The organism is Ruegeria sp. P8, assembly GCF_056534665.1.
The window spans coordinates 1-17,247 of sequence record NZ_JBQERC010000011.1 but is presented as its reverse complement, the minus strand read 5'-3'; the positions used below and the strand labels follow the sequence as shown (position 1 = coordinate 17,247).

The following is a 17,247-nucleotide window of genomic DNA, read 5'->3' as shown; positions in this document are numbered from 1 at the left end:
CGTGTTCAACAGGGATGGCGTACCGGCAAACAGAATACGACCTTCGGCAGGTTGGCGCGGTTACTGATACTTAGCTTTTAGTGCTGCTTTTTTAAAACGACCAACAGATGTTGAGCGCAACGTGTACAGCAACCCCAAAAGTTTCGTGTTCAAGGGCATTGTCTTATCGCGGTAAACGAGGCTTGCCTCATAGGGCTTGTTGGCGTCGCAAAGTTCAATGATTTCGCCTGCGGCCAAAACCATCTCGTCCATCAGGGCTTCGGCAGCTTCCGCCTTGCTTGCCTCATCCTCAGAAATTGTTTTGTCTCTTTGGGACTTTCGGCGGAAATCCACAATGGCAGCGGGCACGTATTCAGCGACCCGATTTCTGAACCGCGTCATGTCAGAGCCATTGGCCTGAGTGCCGTCCGATTTGGTGTAGGAGTTGTAATCACCGTATAGGGCCAGGATCGTGCTCGTCTGGTGAAACAAAAGATCCTGCCGCGCAAAATCGAGTTCAACGTAGCGGTCAATACGGGCCTGTTCTTCGATCATGACCGTTATCGAAGCCTTCGCATCATCTGCTTTGGCACCATGAACCGCCAATACAACAAAGGTCAAAATCAAAACAATCCTGGGCACCCAAAGCTTCGCAACTCGACTTGCAATCATAACGAGGTACTCCTTCATCATTGAGAAAGCACTCGAACACTACCACAAATCGGCAAACAAATCCGCCAAGCTGAAATTCTGGCGCTGGCGCTTGACGCCCCTTGAGCCCTTACAACCAATCCCGCAGGATCGGGATCAGGGGCACATCCGCGGCGGGCATGGGGTAGTTGCGCAGGTCATTTGCGCGGACCCATTTCAGCGCCTGCCCCTCTTTCGACTGCGGGATGCCCTGCCATTTGCGGCAGGCGAACAGCGGCATCAGCAGGTGGAAATCATCATAGCTGTGGCTGGCAAAGGTCAGAGGGGCGAGGCACGAGGCCCATGTGTCGATGCCCAGTTCCTCGTGCAATTCGCGGATCAGGGCGGCCTCGGGGGTTTCGCCGGGCTCGATTTTGCCGCCGGGAAACTCCCAAAGACCGGCCATGGACTTGCCCTCGGGGCGTTGGGCCAACAGCACCCGGCCCTCGATGTCGATCAGGGCGACCGCAGAGACCAACACGGTTTTCACGAGCGGTAATCCGCGTTGATCTCGATATATCCGTGCGTCAGATCGCAGGTCCAGACGGTGGATTTGCCCGCGCCCAGACCCAGATCTACGGCGATGACCAGATCCTGACCTTTCATATAGGCGGCGGCGGCGTCTTCGCTGTAATCGGGGCTGACCCAGCCCTTTTCGGCCACAAGTATGTCGCCGAAGGAAATGCTCAGCAGGTCGCGATCCGCCGCGGCACCGGATTTGCCGATGGCCATGACGATACGACCCCAGTTCGGGTCTTCGCCCGCGATGGCGGTTTTGACCAGCGGAGAGTTGGCGATGGCAAGGCCATGGGTCTTGGCGTCAGCGTCTGTTGCGGCCCCTGTCACGCGGATTTCGACGAATTTCGTGGCACCTTCGCCATCGCGCACCACTTGCTGGGCCAGATCCAGCATCACAGCCTCCAGCGCCTCGGCGAAGGCCGCATTGCCGGTGGCGTCCACACCCGAAGCGCCGGTGGCGCACAGCAGCAGGCTGTCCGAGGTGGATGTATCGCTGTCCACGGTGATGCAGTTGAACGTCCGGTCTGTCTGCGCGCCCAGCATCGCCTGCAACGCCGATTGTTCGACCTGCGCGTCGGTGAAGATATAGACCAGCATGGTCGCCATATCTGGCGCAATCATGCCGGACCCCTTGGCAATCCCCGCAATAGAGACTGTTTTGCCATCAATTTCGACCTGCGCCACGGCCCCTTTCGGGAAGGTGTCGGTGGTCATGATCGCGCGTGCGGCGTCTTCGATCGCGTGACGGCTGAGATCCGCCTTCAGCGTTTCAAGCTTGGCAATGATGCGGTCATGCGCCAGCGGCTCACCGATGACGCCGGTTGAGGAGGTAAAGACCCGCTCGACCGGAACACCTGTCGCCTTCGAGATGGCCTGCGTCACCTCGGCCACCGAGGTCTGACCATAATGCCCGGTAAAGGCATTGGCATTACCCGAATTCACCAGGATCGCCGCCGGGCCATCGCTGGGCCCGCCGATCTTGTCCTGACAATCCAGAACCGGCGCGGCGCGCGTGGCTGAACGGGTAAAGACCCCGGCCACAGATGTGCCCGGGTCCAGCACGGCCAGCATGACATCGGTGCGGCCCTGATATCGCACGCCCGCCGCGACGGTGGCGAACCGCACACCGTCAATTGCAGGCAAATCAGGGAAGGACGCTGGCGCCAGCGGCGAAACCTTGGTGATCTTGGCCACGGGGATTACTCCTGAATCAGGTCCAGCTGGCGCAGGACTTCGGGTCCGGCACCTTCCAAAGCGGGGCGGTCGATCTGGGCCTGCTGTGTCAGTTCATCGATGCGCGCCTGAATGGCGTCCTGCTGAACGGTTTGTGCAAGCTCTTCGCGCACGGCGTCCAGCGCGGGCGCTTCGGTTTTGCGCTTGTCGTTCAGCTTGACCACATGCCAGCCGAACTGCGTCTGAACCGGGTCGGACACCTGCCCTTTTTCGAGCGCGACCACGGCTGTTTCGAATTCCGGTACCATCTGGCCCTTGCCGAACCAGCCCAGCGCGCCGCCATTGGGGCCGGACGGACCGGTGGAATGCGCGCGCGCGAGTTCGGCGAAATCGGCGCCGTCATCAAGCTGCGCCTTGAGGTCGTTGGCCTGTTCTTCGGTCTCGACCAGAATGTGGCTGGCATCGAATTCGTCCTCACCCGCGAAATCGTTGTACTGCGCGTCGTAGGCTGCCTGAATGGCCTCGTCCGTGACAACGGTATCGGTCAGGGCTGTGACGGTCTGAACCGCCAGAAGTGAGCGTTCTTCATTTTTCAGCCGCAGCGTGTTCAGTTTGTTCAGCCCATCCTGCTGTTGCCCCAGCAATTGCTGCTGGATCAGCTGTTCCAGCACGAAGTCGAACAATACGTCATCTTCGGCCTGCTGGTATTGCGGCGGCAGGGCGGCAACGGTAGCGATCACGTGACCCAAAGTGATCTCATCCCCGTTCACACGCGCCACCACGGTGGATGCATCCGGCTGGGTTTCGGCGGCCAGCGGCAAGGCCATCATGGCGGTCAGAGCCAGCGATGGCAGAAAAGTGAGGCCTTTGGGCATTGAATCATCCTATTTCCTTGCCGCGGCAGGGCGCAGCGTTGACACTCTGGAACCTGCCGCTTACATCGCTTTGAAGCCTTGGACAGGGCCGCCTTTCACCCCCCGTATCTATGGGTTGCGCGCAAGGTGGGCAAGCCTGTCAAAAACCAAGACAAGAACAGATCCGCTGGAGTGAACATGCTGGGACTCGGAACGCTCGCCAAAAAGGTGTTCGGAACACCGAACGACCGCAAGATCAAGGCGACCCGCCCCCTGATCGAGAAGATCAACGCGCTGGAACCCGAGTTCGAGAAAATGTCCGATCAGGGCCTGATCGACAAGACAGAAGACCTGCGCAAACGCGCGCTGGATGGCGAAAGTCTTGACGATCTACTGCCCGAAGCCTTTGCCAACGTGCGCGAAGGTGCCCGCCGCGCGCTGGGGCTGCGCGCCTTTGACGTGCAGCTGATGGGCGGTGTTTTCCTGCATCAGGGCAACATCTCGGAAATGAAGACGGGTGAGGGCAAGACACTGGTCGCGACCCTACCGGCGTATCTGAACGCGCTGACCGGCAAGGGCGTGCATGTGGTCACGGTGAACGAATACCTGGCCAAGCGCGACGCGGAATGGATGGGCAAGGTGTTTGCTGCCGTGGGCATGACCACCGGCGTGATCTGGTCGGGCCAGCCTGACGCGGAAAAACTGGCCGCCTATTCCTGCGACATCACCTATGCCACCAACAACGAGCTGGGTTTTGACTATCTGCGCGACAACATGAAGGCCGATCTGGAACAGGTTTACCAGAAGCACCACAATTTCGCGATTGTGGACGAGGTCGATTCGATCCTGATCGACGAGGCGCGGACGCCGCTGATCATCTCGGGCCCGGCACAGGACCGCTCGGACCTGTATACCGCCATCGATGCGCTGATCCCGAGTCTGACCGACGAACACTACACGCTGGACGAAAAGGCCCGCAACGTGACCTTCACGGATGAGGGCAACGAGTTTCTGGAGCAGCAGCTGTTGGCTGCCGGCCTGATTCCTGAAGGCCATTCGCTGTATGACCCGGAAAGCACGACCGTGGTGCATCACGTGAATCAGGGTCTGCGCGCGCACAAGCTGTTCCAGCGCGACAAGGATTACATCGTGCGCGACGGCAATGTCGTTCTGATCGACGAATTCACGGGCCGCATGATGCCGGGCCGCCGCCTGTCCGAGGGCCTGCATCAGGCCATCGAAGCCAAGGAAAACGTGCAGATTCAGCCTGAGAACGTGACGCTGGCCAGCGTGACCTTCCAGAACTATTTCCGCCTTTACGACAAGCTGGGCGGCATGACCGGGACCGCCCTGACCGAGGCCGAGGAATTTGCCGAGATTTACGGCCTTGGCGTGGTTGAGGTTCCGACCAACAAGCCGATTGCCCGTGTGGACGAGGATGATCAGGTCTATCGCACCGCCATGGAAAAATACGGCGCGATGATCGAAGAAACCAAGAAGGCGCAGGAAACGGGCCAGCCGGTCCTGCTGGGCACGACCTCGATCGAGAAATCGGAACTGCTGAGCCAGATGCTAACCAAGGAAGGCATCGCCCATAACGTTCTGAACGCCCGCCAGCACGAGCAGGAGGCGCAGATTGTCGCCGATGCCGGCCGTCTGGGCGCGGTGACCATCGCCACCAACATGGCCGGTCGCGGTACCGACATTCAGCTGGGCGGCAATGTCGAGATGAAGGTGCTGCAAGCGATTGCGGACAACCCCGAGGCTGATCCGTCGGAGCTGCGCGCCGCAGAAGAGGCGCGCCACGCGGAAGAAAAAGAAAAGGTTCTGGCCGCAGGGGGCCTTTATGTTATGGCGTCCGAACGCCATGAAAGCCGCCGCATCGACAACCAGCTGCGCGGCCGTTCGGGCCGTCAGGGCGATCCGGGCCGTACCGTGTTCTACCTGAGCCTTGAAGACGACCTGATGCGCATCTTTGGCTCGGAACGGCTGGACAAGGTGCTGACCACGCTGGGCATGAAAGAAGGCGAGGCGATCATTCACCCCTGGGTGAACAAGTCGCTGGAACGCGCGCAGTCCAAGGTCGAGGGCCGCAACTTCGACATGCGCAAGAACGTTCTGAAATTCGACGACGTGATGAACGATCAGCGCAAGGTGATCTTTAGCCAGCGCCGCGAGATCATGTCGGCCAATGACCTGTCCGAGATCGTCTCGGATATGCGTGAGCAGGTGATCGACGATCTGATTGACGAGTACATGCCGCCGAAATCCTATGCGGATCAGTGGGATACCGACGGTCTGCATGCTGCGATCAAGGACAAGCTGACCATCGACGCCCCGGTTCAGGACTGGGCTGCCGAAGAAGGCGTGGATGACGAGCAGGTGCGCGAGCGCCTGATCAAGGCCGCGGATGAGATGATGGCCCAGAAGGCGGTTGCCTTTGGTCCCGAAAACATGCGCAACATCGAAAAGCAGGTGCTGTTGCAGACCATCGACAGCAAATGGCGCGAGCATCTGCTGACGCTGGAACATCTGCGCTCGGTCGTGGGGTTCCGCGGCTATGCCCAGCGCGACCCGCTGAACGAATACAAGAACGAAAGCTTCCAGCTGTTCGAATCCATGCTGGACGGTTTGCGGGAAACCGTGACACAGCAATTGTCGCGCGTGCGTCCACTGACCGAAGAAGAGCAGAGGGAAATGCTGGCGCAGATGGCGGCGCAACAGGCGCAGGCCCAGCAGGCCGTGGACAAGGCCGCAAGCCAGGCCGAGGCCAAGGCCGAAGCGGCGGCGTCAGGCGATGCCCTGCCGGGTTTTGACGAGAGTGATCCGTCGACCTGGGGTAACCCGTCGCGAAACGACCTGTGCCCCTGCGGATCCGGCAAGAAGTTCAAACACTGCCACGGCAGATTGACCTGACGTTAACACCCTTTAATCACAATGAGTCCGTCTCGCGGCCACAAATTGGCCGCGATTGGTGGCGAGAGTGCAAGCTGCTCCTTCAACTGGGGAGGGTGTCTTGTTTGTAGTTCGCAACTACGTAACCATGTGCGGAACGGTCGCTTGTGCCCTGGGCATAGGCTATCTGATGCAGAACGGACCGGCTGCGCAGCAGAACCGCGCGCAGGGCGGTGTCGATGTGGCCTCTGTTGCCGATCAGTCTTCGATTCTGTCGGGACTGGACAGTATCGTTCTGACTTCGGCCACCGTATCAGATGCCGATCCGGTCACTGTTACACCGGCACCCCGCGCTGTACCTGTAGCCCCCAAGACATCGAACTGCCGGATCAGCGCGCACGCAAACGCAGCACCCGGTGCCTTGGCACACCTGTCGCTGAAAGCGCCGTGCCACAAGAACGAGCGGATTGAAATTCACCATAGCGGCCTGACTGTTAGCCAGATGACGGATGCCAGCGGCGCGCTGGACATGGCGATCCCGGCTCTTTCGGAATACGCGATCTTCCTGTTTTCTTTCGAAGATGAAACAGGCACTGTCGCCACCACTCACGTTCCCGAAATCGCCGGTTTTGATCGTGTTGTCTTGCAATGGCAGGGTGATACCGAGTTGCAGATTCATGCGCTGGAATTTGGTGCCAGCTATGGCGCGGATGGCCATGTCTGGGATGACGCATCTGCAGAAGGCGCCGGTAAGGTTATGCGTCTGGGTCAGTCCGGTTCCGGTATGACGCAGAATATCGAAGTGTATTCTTTCCCGGCCAGTACATCGGAACAGTCGGGCACGATTGACCTGACTGTCGAGGCCGAAGTGACCGATGCAAATTGCGGCCACACGCTGAACGTGCAGTCGCTGGAGTTGTTGTCGGACCGCCGCCTGCGGTCGCGCGACATGTCAGTGACCCTGCCGGATTGTTCGCGCGCGGGCGAGTTTCTGGTGTTGAATAATCTGCTCTCAGACCTGACAATCGCGGCAAAGTAATCCGCAGGCAGGCTTGAACCTCTTATGACATTTTTCCGTGTGGCGGTGGCTGCGCTGTTTTCCGTGACGGTGGCGACCGGTGCTTTTGGGCAGGACATCACACTGACCTCGCATGATGGCAAGGTCGAAGTGACCGGCAATCTGCTGAGCTTTGACGGTGAGTTCTATCGCGTCGATACGCAATTCGGGACGTTGACCGTGGATGGCTCGGGCGTCACTTGTGAGGGGCCCGCCTGCCCCAACCTGATCGATTTCGTCGCCGAAGTGCAGTTTTCCGGATCATCGGTGATGGCGGAAACGGTGCTGCCCGCCCTGATCATCGGCTTTGCCCGTCAGGAAGACCTGACCGCGACCCCTGCCCGCGTGGATGAGGACACCTTTGTTTACGAGCTGCATCAGGCAGGCCGGTCGGCGCCGCTGGCACGGTTTTTCTTTGACGTGGGCACCACCGATCGCGGGTTCAGTGACCTGATCGCGGACCAGGCGGATATCGTGATGGCCCTGCGCGAGATGCGCGAGGCCGAGCGGGAGGCTGCCGAGGCTGCGGGGTTGGGTGATCTGAAGCGCGCCCGTCGGTCGCGGGTCATTGCACTGGATGCCATGGTCCCGGTCGTGGCCCCCGACAGCGTGATGCGGCAGGTTTCGCTGGCGGACCTGGCCCGCATTCTGTCCGGAGAGGTCAGCAACTGGGCGCAGCTGGGTGGGCCGGATGCCCCTATTGCACTGCATGTGCCAGAGGCCGGGTCGGGGCTGGCGCAGGCGGTCGAGGATCAGGTTCTGAAAACCGCCGGTGTGGACCTGACCGATACGGCGATCCACCACAAACGCATACATGACCTGACCGCGGCCGTGGCTAAGGATCCGTTCTCCATCGGGATCGCCAGCAAGGCATCGGCCCATGGCACCCGCGCTTTGCCGTTGACCGGCGGGTGCGGGCATCCGCTGGCCGCGACCCGCCAGTCGATCAAGACTGAAGATTACCCACTGAATATGCCCATGTTCCTGTATCTGCCGGAACGACGCCTGCCCCGGATTGCGCGGCAGTTTCTGGCCTATAGCCAAAGCCCCGATGCGCAGATGGCCATACGTGACGCAGGATATGTGGATCAATCTGCTGAAACCCTGCCGGTTGGCGTACAGGGGGACCGGCTTGCCAATGCGGTCGTCACTGGTGGAACTGAGGTCGGACTTGAGGAGTTGCAGCGCATGATCAAGACCCTGCGCCCCTTGTCGCGCCTGTCCCTGTCGGTTCGGTTCGAACCCGGATCGTCCCGTCCGGACGCGCAGTCACGCGCCAGTATTCAGCAACTGGCACAAATGCTAGACGCGGGTACGTTGCAGGCACGCAAGGTGGTGTTTGCAGGCTTCAGCGATGGGGGCGGGGGTGCCGTTTCAAATGCCCGCATCGCCCTGCGGCGCGCGCAAACCGTGCGGAACGCGGTTATCGCCGCGCTTGAAGCCCCGATCCCTGACAGTATCGCGGTTACCGCCGAAGGATTCGGCGAGGCGATGCCCATGGCCTGCGATGACACCGAATGGGGCCGCAAGGTCAACCGGCGGGTCGAGATTTGGGTGCAGTAGCTGCTAGAGATACCCTTCGGAACGAAAGCTGAGCTCGGTCGATTTGCCGATGATCAGGTGGTCATGCAGCGTCAGCCCCAGGGCGGAACAGGCATCCTGTATGCGGTTGGTCATGTCGATGTCCGACTGTGACGGCGTTGGGTCGCCCGAAGGATGGTTGTGCACCAGGATCAAGGCCGAGGCATTCAGCTCCAGCGCCCGTTTGGCCACTTCGCGCGGATAGACGGGCACGTGATCCACGGTGCCTTTGGCCTGTTCCTCATCCGCGATCAGGACGTTCTTGCGATCCAGATAGAAAACGCGAAATTGCTCGGTCTCGCGATGCGCCATTGTCGTGTGGCAATAGTCCAGCAGAGCGTCCCAGCTGGAAATTACGTGCCGTTGCATCACCCGCGCCCGTGCCATCCGATGCGCGCAGGCTTCGAGGATTTTCAGATCGGTGATGACCGTATCACCAACGCCCTTGATCTGCCGCAGCCGTTCTTCGGGTGCTGTCAACACACGGTTGAAATCGCCAAAGGCATTCATCAATGCCCGCGCCAATGGTTTCACATCCTGCCGAGGGATGGACCGGAACAAAACCAGTTCCAGCAACTCATAATCCGGGATCGCTGCGGATCCGCCCGCCATGAACCGTTCGCGCAGCCGCTTGCGATGGTCTTTGATGTAGGAGGGTAACCGACCATTCGGCAGCGGCTGCGCTGGCGCTTCGTCCGTTTCAAACAGCATGGGGGCTTCGGCAAAGGCGTCCTGTGTCATGCGTTTACCCTGTCGCAGAATCACTTTCCGAAAGGTTAACGCACCTCTCCTGCCATATGCGCGGTGGCGCGGCGGACAATCATGTGCAGAAGGATCGAAAATACGCCCAGAGTCAGCATCGCTGCAAACATCAGGTCCGTCTTGGCGCGGCCATTGGCCAGCAGCATCAGATATCCCAGACCTTGCGATGAACCGACCCATTCACCGATCACGGCACCGATCGGCGCATACACCGCCGCCAGCCGCATCCCCGAGGCCAGAGACGGCAACGCCGCAGGGATACGGATGTGCCACAACACAGTGCGCTTGCTGGCCTGCATCGTGCGTGCAAGGTCCAGATACCCCTGCGGTGTTCGCATCAAACCGTCAAAAAAGGACGACGTGATCGGGAAATAGATGATCAGGACCGCCATCGCGACCTTGGACAACAAGCCATAACCCAGCCACAGGGTCAGCAACGGGGCCAGTGCAAAGACCGGCAGGGCCTGCGTGAACACCAGCATTGGCTGCACCAAAACTCGTGCGACGCGGGAATTGGCCAGCTGCAACGCGGTGACAACGCCCAGCAACGTGCCGCAGGCAAGGCCGATAATGACCTCAATGGCTGTGATCCAGGTGTGTTCTGCAATCAGCCAGCGGTTCTGCCACCAGGTCTCGGCAACCACCACGGGGCCGGGCAGGATGAACTTTGGCAATCCGGTCAGGGTCACGATCCCCTGCCAGATGGCAATGGCAAACAGGGTTGCTGCCAGAACAGAGAGGGACTTCATACCCCGCCCTCCCGCAGCAGCCGTAAAAGCGCACCTTGTGTTTCCAGCGTCTGCAGATCATCCACGCTGCGCGGGGCTGGAGCAACCGGCGGATCGCACGGCGTCAGCCCGTGCTGTGTCATGACGACGATGGATTGCCCCAGACGCGCGGCTTCGCCCGGATCGTGGGTCACCAGAAGGACAGTGCGGTCTTTTAGCGCCTCGGCGGCCAGATCCTGCATATCGGCACGGGTTCGGGCATCGAGGGCGGAAAAGGGTTCATCCAGCAACACAATCGGCCGGTCTTCCATCAGGGTGCGGGCCAGTGCCACGCGCTGACGCTGCCCGCCCGAAAGTTCGGGCGGTTTCTTGGTCATATGGTCCTGCAACCGCATCCGCTCAATCAGGCGGTCACGCCGGTCAACGTCAACTTTCTCGCCCCGCAGCCGCGCGCCCAACGAGACGTTCTGCGCAACACTCGCCCAAGGCAGCAACAGGTCGTCCTGCGCCATATAGGCAACCCGGTCCGAAACCGGCTGGCCATCGCTGGCGGTGATCCGGCCCGAGAATTCAGCGCCGGTTTCCAGCCCCGCAATCAGCCGCAAGACCGTAGTTTTGCCAACACCCGATCCGCCCAGCAGACAGGTCCACGCCCCGGCGGCAAGCGTCAGGGTCAGCGGCGCGAACAGAGTCGTGCCGTCGATCGTGGCTGTGCCGTTGATGGTCAGATCGGGTGCCGGGGTCATGGGGTCAGACCCATCTGCCAGAAATTGATTTCCATTTCCGTCGCTGTACGGAACGTCCGGCACAGACGATCCCAGCGGGGCGAAGATTGGAAATCCGCCCCAATCCTTCGTGTTAGAGCCGAATCCAGCAATTCGCCCACGGCCGCGCAGGCGTTCTGATAGCCTTCATCCGCGTAAGTATCGATCCAGCCACGATAGGATGTGGATGTTGCTTCCGCAGACAGGCGGGTGCCAATCTCACCATAACCCATGACGCACGGCACAAGTGCTGCCAGAAGATCCAGCAGATCGCCGCTATAGCCCGCCTCGAGAACAAAGCGGGTATAGGCCAGATTCTCGGGCCGTTCAGGCGTTGCAAACAGATCGGACTGCGAAATGCCTTCTGCTTCGCAAATACCGATATGCAGCTTCATCTCTTCGCTGATCAGGCCGTTCACGGTACGCGACGCCGCCAGCATTTCAGCATGTGTTTCCGATTTCACCACGGCCAGCGCCCAGGCGCGCGAGAAGTGGATCAGGAACACGTAATCCTGACGCAGATAGTGCAGGAACGCGGGGCGTGGCAGGGTGCCGTCTTTCAGGGCTTCGACAAAAGCGTGGCGGGTGTAATCCCGCCACGGCCCCTGCACCGCATCGCGCATCAGCGCAAAGGCTTTGCCATAATCGCTCATTGCGCGGTGACGTCGATGGCAATGTCGCTGACGGGCAGGACAGTGTCGATCATGCCGCTGTCGTTCAGGAATGCTTCGAACCGGGCATATCGGCCAGCGTCAAACCCGGCGGGACGCAGGGCAAAGCGCGGCAGAGTGTCGACCCATGCGCGCGCGTTCAGTTCGTCCTGCAGTTCGGGTGATGTGGTCGAGAAGACCTCCCAGCTTTTTTCCGGGTTGTTGACGATGTACTGAGTCGCTTTTTCGGTCGCGGCCAGGAAACGGGCGATCTTGTCTTTGTCCATCGTATCGGGGTTGGCGACATAGATCAGTTCGTCATAAGACGGCACGCCTTCTTCCTCGATATAGAAACAGGTGCCGGGGCGGCCTTCGATATCCATCTGGTTCAGTTCGAAGTTGCGATAGGCGCCGATCACCGCATCCACCTGACCGGTCATCAGCGAGGGCGAGAGCGAGAAATTCACGTTGATCATCTCAACATCATCCAGCGCGACGTCGTATTTGCCAAGCACGGTGCTGAGAATGGCCTCTTCCACACCGGCGACGGAAAAGCCGATTTTCTTGCCTTTGAGGTCAGCGGGCGATTTGATCGGGCCGTCTTTCAGAACCAGCAGGCAGTTCAGGGGCGTCGCGACCAGCGTGCCGACCCGTTTCAGTGGCAGCCCTTCGTGGATCTGCAAATGCAGTTGCGGCTGATAGGATACCGCCAGATCCGCTTGACCAGCGGCCACCAGACGCGGCGGCGCGGACGGGTCGGCGGGGGCAACGACTTCGACCTGCAACCCCTGCTCGGCGAAATAGCCATTTTCCTGTGCCACGATGATGGGCCCGTGGTCGGGGTTGATGAACCAGTCCAGCAGGACGGTCATCTTGTCTTCGGCCCAGGCCGGCGCGGCGGCCAGAAGGGCAAGGGCTGTCATCAGCTTTTTCATATCTCACGTTTCCTTTTCTCAGGAGGCTGAGGCCGCGACGAGGACAATCTCGCCCGGCCAAATCGGTTGGATTTTCTCGGCAGCGCGCCATGCGCGCAGCCCGGTGGCACAGCAAAGGGCGAGGCGTTGCCCCTTGTTTGGGTCTATTTTTTGTATTTCTTCGGGTGAAATGCGCGTTGCATTCGGGTGAGCCGGAACCGGAGCTTCGTTCGGGTCACGCAGTTCGATAATCTGGTCTGTCTCCCTCAACTGACTGGCGGAGAGAAAGCGGAAACAGCTTGACGGTTCCGGCGCGTCATCAAAACGAAACCCGGTGCTGCGCAGGGTTCGCGCATCATATTGCACCATCTGCCCAAGCGGGGACGGGTCAAGCCGCAAGATCAGGTTCAGCGCCATCTGCGCCTGCATGGACCCGATCACACCGACAACGGGGCCTAGAACACCCGCCGTGGCGCAGCTTGCGCCGCTATCCGGCGCATCGGGGAAAACGGCTCGCAGAGAAGGCGCGCTGCCGCAGAAGCCGCCCACATAACCCGAAAGCCCCAGTACCGAGGCGCTGATCAGTGGCTTGCCTTGTGCCAGACAGGTATCCGACAGCAAATAACTGACCGCATAGCTGTCGGCACAATCCAGAATGATATCTGCCTGCGACACCAGATCGGGCGCATTTTCCCCTGTTAGAGCCATTTTCTTGGCAATCACATCGATTTCGGCATTCAACGCACGGCATCGGTCAGCGGCGCGTTCGGCCTTTGACAGCCCGCAATCTTCTTCTGAAAACAATGTCTGGCGATGCAGGTTCGACAGATCGACGATGTCACCATCGACAATCGTGATATGCCCCACCCCGGCCCCGGCCAATAGCGGCAGCAGCGGCGCGGCCAGACCACCTGCGCCGACCACCAGAACACGGGCCGCAGTCAGGCGGGCCTGTCCTTCAGCCCCAACCTCGGGCAGCAGCGTCTGGCGGGCGTACCGGTTCATCTCGTGACCTCGATCCAAGCACGCACCCGCGCTTCGGGGTCGGCGTTCAGCGTGATGTCCGTGACAGCCGAGACAATGTCGGCCCCGGCAGCCAGCACCCCTGCTGCGCGCGCGACGCTCATACCGCCAATGCCGACCAGAGGAATGTCGCCAACCCGCGCCTTCCATTCGGTCACGCGGGGCAGGCCCTGCTGATGCCATTTCATCTTTTTCAGGACGGTCGGATAGACGGGACCCAGCGCCACGTAATCGGGATCCATGGCCAGAACCCGCTCAAGCTCATCATCGTCATGAGTGGAAACACCCAGCTTTAGACCCGCTTTTCGGATGGCTTTCAGGTCGGCAACATCCAGATCTTCTTGCCCCAGATGAACCCAGTCACAACCCAGATCGATGGCCTGCTGCCAGTAATCGTTGATCACCAGAACCGCCCCATAGTCGCGGCACAGATCGCGCGAGGCGGCAATCTGATCGCGCACCACTTCAACCGGCTGATCCTTGATACGCAGCTGCACCAGTTTGACACCCAGGGGCAGCATCTGCCGCAGCCAGTCCGAGTGATCGAAGATCGGATAGAAACGGTCCAGCGTCATGACAGGAAGGCCTTTCCAACAACAGGGGTCGAAGGTTCGGCCATATCGCGTGCCTCGATCGGGTCTGCCTGATGGGCCAGTTGTCCGGCATGGATTGCCTGCGCCATCGCCTTGGCCATCAGAACGGGGTCACCGGCACGGGCCACAGCGGTGTTCAGCAGAACGGCATCATAACCCAGTTCCATCGCATGGGCCGCGTGGCTGGGCAGGCCGATCCCGGCATCCACCACCAGCGGCGTGTCAGGGAACTCGGCCCGCATCGACCGCAGGGCGTATTCGTTGTTCAGCCCGCGCCCGGACCCGATAGGCGCCCCCCACGGCATCAGCACTTCGCACCCCGCTTCGAGCAGGCGTTCGCCCACGATCAGATCATCGGTGGTGTAGGGAAACACCTCAAACCCGTCTTCGGTCAGGATGCGCGCGGCCTCGACCAGCTGGAACACATCCGGCTGCAAACTGTCGGTGTGGCCAATCAGTTCCAGCTTGATCCATTTGGTATCAAACACTTCGCGCGCCATATGGGCTGTGGTCACCGCCTCTTTCACCGTATGACAGCCAGCCGTATTTGGCAGGATCAGTACACCCAGTTCACGGATCATCTGCCAGAATGTCTGCCCCGCGCCGGATTCCCGCCGCAGCGATACCGTTGCAACCGCCGCACCGCTTTCGCGAAAGGCCTGTTCCAGAATGGCGGGGCTGGGATATTGGGCGGTGCCCAGCATCAAGGGGTTCGGCAGTTCGATGCCGTAGAACGTTCGCATCCTCAGCCCCCCTGCATCGGTGCGACAACTTCGATCCGGTCGCCATCGGTCAGTTTGTGCCCAATACGTAGGCTTGACGGCACGAAATCTTCGTTCACGGCGGTGGCCACACGGCCTGAGAAGCCGCATTCCAGCAACAGATCCGACAGGGTTTCCGCGCGCACATCGCGCGTCTCGCCGTTAAGCACGATCTTCATCGACCATCTCCGAATGTGTGTTGTTCAATGCCAGATCAGCGACACCCCGCGCCAGTGCAGGGGCCAGCAGATAGCCATGGCGATAAAGCCCGTTGGCATAAATTGTCCGGCCCAATCGCCGGATACGCGGCAGGTTGTCCGGGAAAGCAGGGCGCAGATCGACGCCGATCTCCAGCACCTCGGCCTCGCCAAAGGCCGGGTTCACGGCATAGGCCGCGCTGAGCAGTTCCAGCATCGAGCGGGCGGTGATGCGGCTGCTGTCCTCGGATTCGATCATGGTTGCGCCCAGCATGTAGACGCCATCCCCGCGCGGAACGATGTAGAGCGGCATCCGCGGATGCAATAACCGCACCGGGCGCGAAAGGGTCACATCGGGGCAACGAAGAACCAGCATCTCACCCTTCACGCCGCGCAGGTCGTGCAGATATTCGCGCGCGTGCAAACCCCGGCAGTCTATGGCGTTGTCCAGTTGCGCCGGAGCCAGCTTTCGGTGGAATTCCACGCCTGCGCCTTGCAGGTGACGATGCAGATCGCGCAACGCCTGACGAGGATCAAGGTGCGCTTCGTTTTCAAAATACAGAGCTTTGCCAAACTTGCTCAGATCAGGCTCTAATTCGAGTATTTTCGCACGATCAACCTCGCTGAACCCTTCGGTCCGGCGTGCAAACCGGCGCAGGTCGGGCAGGTCGCGCGCATTGGCAACGACAAGAGTTCCATGTCTGTTTACCTGCGTTCGCTGCGCCCACCATTCGATTGCTTCCTGCCCCAGCCGCAGCACCGGTTCTTCCGCGTTTTCAAATTCACACCAGGGGGCCAGCATCCCACCGGCCCACCAGGAACACCCATGCGGGCCGGGCGGGCCGCCCGGATCGAAAACCTGCACCTTTGCCCCGCGTGACACAAGCTCGCTGGCCACGGCCAGACCCGTTACGCCCGCACCTATAACCGACCAGAGTGTCATGCGGGCCAGATCCGGTGGAAGTGGTGCACAGGACCGTGCCCGGCACCAATCTTCAGCTCATCCGCCCGCGCGATGGCCCCTTGCAGATAATTATGCGCCTGCGCGATCGCATCCCTCAGCGGCAGACCCCTGGCCAGACCGGCGGCGATCGAAGACGACAGAGTGCATCCGGTTCCGTGGGTGTTTTTCGTGTTCTGACGCGGGGCCTGAAATGCGGCCACGACGCCTGAGGGGTCGACCAACAGATCGTGGCAGACATCGCCCGACCCATGCCCGCCCTTCATCAAAACCGCACCCGCGCCCAGAGCACACAGGGCCTTGCCTTGTGCAGCCATCTCGTCCGGTGATTGCGCCGGTTTCGCATCCAGCAAACATGCCGCTTCGGGCAGATTGGGTGTCAGCACAGTCGCTGCTGGCACCATCACTTCGCGCAGTGTCCGGACCGCTTCCTGCGCCAACAACGCATCTCCGGATTTTGCGATCATGACAGGATCAAGAACGACGAGACCTTTGAACGCTTCCAGGCCTCGGGCCACTGTGTGAATGATCTCTGGCGTGGCAAGCATACCGATCTTGATGGCCGTCACATCCAGATCGCTGAGCACCGCGTCGATTTGCGCAGCAATGACATCCAGCGGAACCCCATGCACCGCAGTGACGGCTTGCGTGTTCTGCGCCGTAACAGCGGTAATGACGCTTGCGCCGAATACACCCAGCGCCGACATCGCTTTCAGATCGGCCTGAATCCCGGCGCCTCCGCCGCTGTCAGATCCTGCAATGGTCAGGGCAATTGCCGCCATGTCGTTGCTCCATCTTCTTTGGGCAACGAGGTGGGGAAAACGTCTGTGTTCATAAGACCGTTCCCTACGCCGGAATTGCCCGGATCAGGTTCGATGGGTTAGCGCGGTCGCGCCTCTCAGCCCTTTCACAGGACACCCCAACGGTTGTCGCGGACAATTTCAGGGTCAGCGGTTGGAATCAAGACCCAATTTGGCAAATGCATTGCCACTTTTGGTCATCTGATAAGGCCAATTGAATGTCTTTAGGGAGTATTTTGAGAGGCTCTGCCTCGGTCTCTGGGATATTTAGAGCCAGATGAATGCACGATCCCTGCTTCATCTGGCCGGAAATATCCCGGGGGAGGCGCCCGGATCGGGCGGCGGG

General features: G+C 60.4%; 18 protein-coding genes and 1 riboswitch. Of the genes, 3 read left to right on the top strand and 15 right to left on the bottom strand.

Annotated elements, in window-relative coordinates; all coding sequences use genetic code 11:
- Window positions 1-60 precede the first annotated feature (60 nt).
- The 4 genes from ACR0BZ_RS13345 to ACR0BZ_RS13330 form a co-directional block, all read right to left on the bottom strand.
- Window positions 61-672 (bottom strand): hypothetical protein, encoded by a 612-nt coding sequence (locus ACR0BZ_RS13345; RefSeq protein WP_480920450.1) that lies wholly within the window; start codon window positions 670-672, stop codon window positions 61-63.
- Between the two features lie 88 nt (window positions 673-760).
- A complete protein-coding gene (gene mutT / locus ACR0BZ_RS13340; protein ID WP_267363933.1) occupies window positions 761-1,159 on the bottom strand; it encodes an 8-oxo-dGTP diphosphatase MutT in 399 nt (132 codons plus the stop codon).
- Window positions 1,156-2,382 carry a bifunctional glutamate N-acetyltransferase/amino-acid acetyltransferase ArgJ gene (argJ, locus tag ACR0BZ_RS13335; protein WP_480506894.1) on the bottom strand — a complete coding sequence of 409 codons (1,227 nt, stop codon included), beginning with the start codon at window positions 2,380-2,382 and terminating at the stop codon, window positions 1,156-1,158. Before argJ ends, mutT begins: the two co-directional genes overlap by 4 nt.
- A gap of 5 nt (window positions 2,383-2,387) precedes the next feature.
- The gene (locus ACR0BZ_RS13330) at window positions 2,388-3,236 is read right to left on the bottom strand and encodes a peptidylprolyl isomerase (protein WP_480538338.1); all 849 of its coding nucleotides are present in this window, start codon (window positions 3,234-3,236) and stop codon (window positions 2,388-2,390) included.
- A 177-nt stretch (window positions 3,237-3,413) separates the two neighbouring features.
- On the opposite strand from ACR0BZ_RS13330, the gene secA reads away from it, so the two are divergent.
- From secA to ACR0BZ_RS13315, 3 genes are all read left to right on the top strand, one after another.
- Window positions 3,414-6,131, top strand: a complete 2,718-nt coding sequence (gene secA / locus ACR0BZ_RS13325; RefSeq protein WP_480920449.1) for a preprotein translocase subunit SecA — start codon at window positions 3,414-3,416, stop codon at window positions 6,129-6,131.
- Window positions 6,132-6,231: 100 nt separating this feature from the next.
- Complete coding sequence (locus ACR0BZ_RS13320) at window positions 6,232-7,149, top strand: hypothetical protein (RefSeq protein WP_480920448.1); 918 nt, start codon at window positions 6,232-6,234, stop codon at window positions 7,147-7,149.
- 24 nt (window positions 7,150-7,173) lie between these two features.
- Window positions 7,174-8,730, top strand: a complete 1,557-nt coding sequence (locus tag ACR0BZ_RS13315) for a phosphate ABC transporter substrate-binding/OmpA family protein (protein WP_480913755.1) — start codon at window positions 7,174-7,176, stop codon at window positions 8,728-8,730.
- A 3-nt stretch (window positions 8,731-8,733) separates the two neighbouring features.
- Here ACR0BZ_RS13315 and radC read toward each other — a convergent pair whose 3' ends face one another.
- The 11 genes from radC to thiD are packed head-to-tail and all read right to left on the bottom strand — an operon-like array spanning window position 8,734 to window position 16,883.
- Complete coding sequence (gene radC / locus ACR0BZ_RS13310) at window positions 8,734-9,489, bottom strand: RadC family protein (RefSeq protein ID WP_480920447.1); 756 nt, start codon at window positions 9,487-9,489, stop codon at window positions 8,734-8,736.
- 35 nt (window positions 9,490-9,524) lie between these two features.
- Complete coding sequence (locus tag ACR0BZ_RS13305; protein WP_480920446.1) at window positions 9,525-10,259, bottom strand: ABC transporter permease; 735 nt, start codon at window positions 10,257-10,259, stop codon at window positions 9,525-9,527.
- A complete protein-coding gene (locus tag ACR0BZ_RS13300) occupies window positions 10,256-10,984 on the bottom strand; it encodes an ABC transporter ATP-binding protein (RefSeq protein ID WP_480920445.1) in 729 nt (242 codons plus the stop codon). The genes ACR0BZ_RS13305 and ACR0BZ_RS13300 overlap by 4 nt, the downstream gene beginning before the upstream one ends.
- Window positions 10,981-11,655 (bottom strand): thiaminase II, encoded by a 675-nt coding sequence (gene tenA, locus ACR0BZ_RS13295; protein WP_480920444.1) that lies wholly within the window; start codon window positions 11,653-11,655, stop codon window positions 10,981-10,983. The genes ACR0BZ_RS13300 and tenA overlap by 4 nt, the downstream gene beginning before the upstream one ends.
- The gene (locus tag ACR0BZ_RS13290) at window positions 11,652-12,587 is read right to left on the bottom strand and encodes an ABC transporter substrate-binding protein (RefSeq protein WP_480920443.1); all 936 of its coding nucleotides are present in this window, start codon (window positions 12,585-12,587) and stop codon (window positions 11,652-11,654) included. Before ACR0BZ_RS13290 ends, tenA begins: the two co-directional genes overlap by 4 nt.
- A gap of 18 nt (window positions 12,588-12,605) precedes the next feature.
- Window positions 12,606-13,571, bottom strand: coding sequence for a ThiF family adenylyltransferase (locus tag ACR0BZ_RS13285; RefSeq protein ID WP_480920442.1), 966 nt, complete (start codon window positions 13,569-13,571; stop codon window positions 12,606-12,608).
- Window positions 13,568-14,164 carry a thiamine phosphate synthase gene (locus ACR0BZ_RS13280; RefSeq protein WP_480920441.1) on the bottom strand — a complete coding sequence of 199 codons (597 nt, stop codon included), beginning with the start codon at window positions 14,162-14,164 and terminating at the stop codon, window positions 13,568-13,570. The genes ACR0BZ_RS13285 and ACR0BZ_RS13280 overlap by 4 nt, the downstream gene beginning before the upstream one ends.
- Window positions 14,161-14,925, bottom strand: a complete 765-nt coding sequence (locus ACR0BZ_RS13275) for a thiazole synthase (protein ID WP_480474355.1) — start codon at window positions 14,923-14,925, stop codon at window positions 14,161-14,163. Before ACR0BZ_RS13275 ends, ACR0BZ_RS13280 begins: the two co-directional genes overlap by 4 nt.
- A gap of 2 nt (window positions 14,926-14,927) precedes the next feature.
- Window positions 14,928-15,122: a sulfur carrier protein ThiS gene (thiS, locus tag ACR0BZ_RS13270; protein WP_480494004.1), complete on the bottom strand. Its 195-nt coding sequence runs from the start codon at window positions 15,120-15,122 to the stop codon at window positions 14,928-14,930.
- The gene (gene thiO / locus ACR0BZ_RS13265) at window positions 15,106-16,083 is read right to left on the bottom strand and encodes a glycine oxidase ThiO (RefSeq protein WP_480920440.1); all 978 of its coding nucleotides are present in this window, start codon (window positions 16,081-16,083) and stop codon (window positions 15,106-15,108) included. The genes thiS and thiO overlap by 17 nt, the downstream gene beginning before the upstream one ends.
- Complete coding sequence (gene thiD, locus ACR0BZ_RS13260) at window positions 16,080-16,883, bottom strand: bifunctional hydroxymethylpyrimidine kinase/phosphomethylpyrimidine kinase (protein WP_480898640.1); 804 nt, start codon at window positions 16,881-16,883, stop codon at window positions 16,080-16,082. The genes thiO and thiD overlap by 4 nt, the downstream gene beginning before the upstream one ends.
- A 44-nt stretch (window positions 16,884-16,927) precedes the next feature.
- A riboswitch (TPP riboswitch) is annotated at window positions 16,928-17,033 on the bottom strand.
- Window positions 17,034-17,247 lie beyond the last annotated feature (214 nt).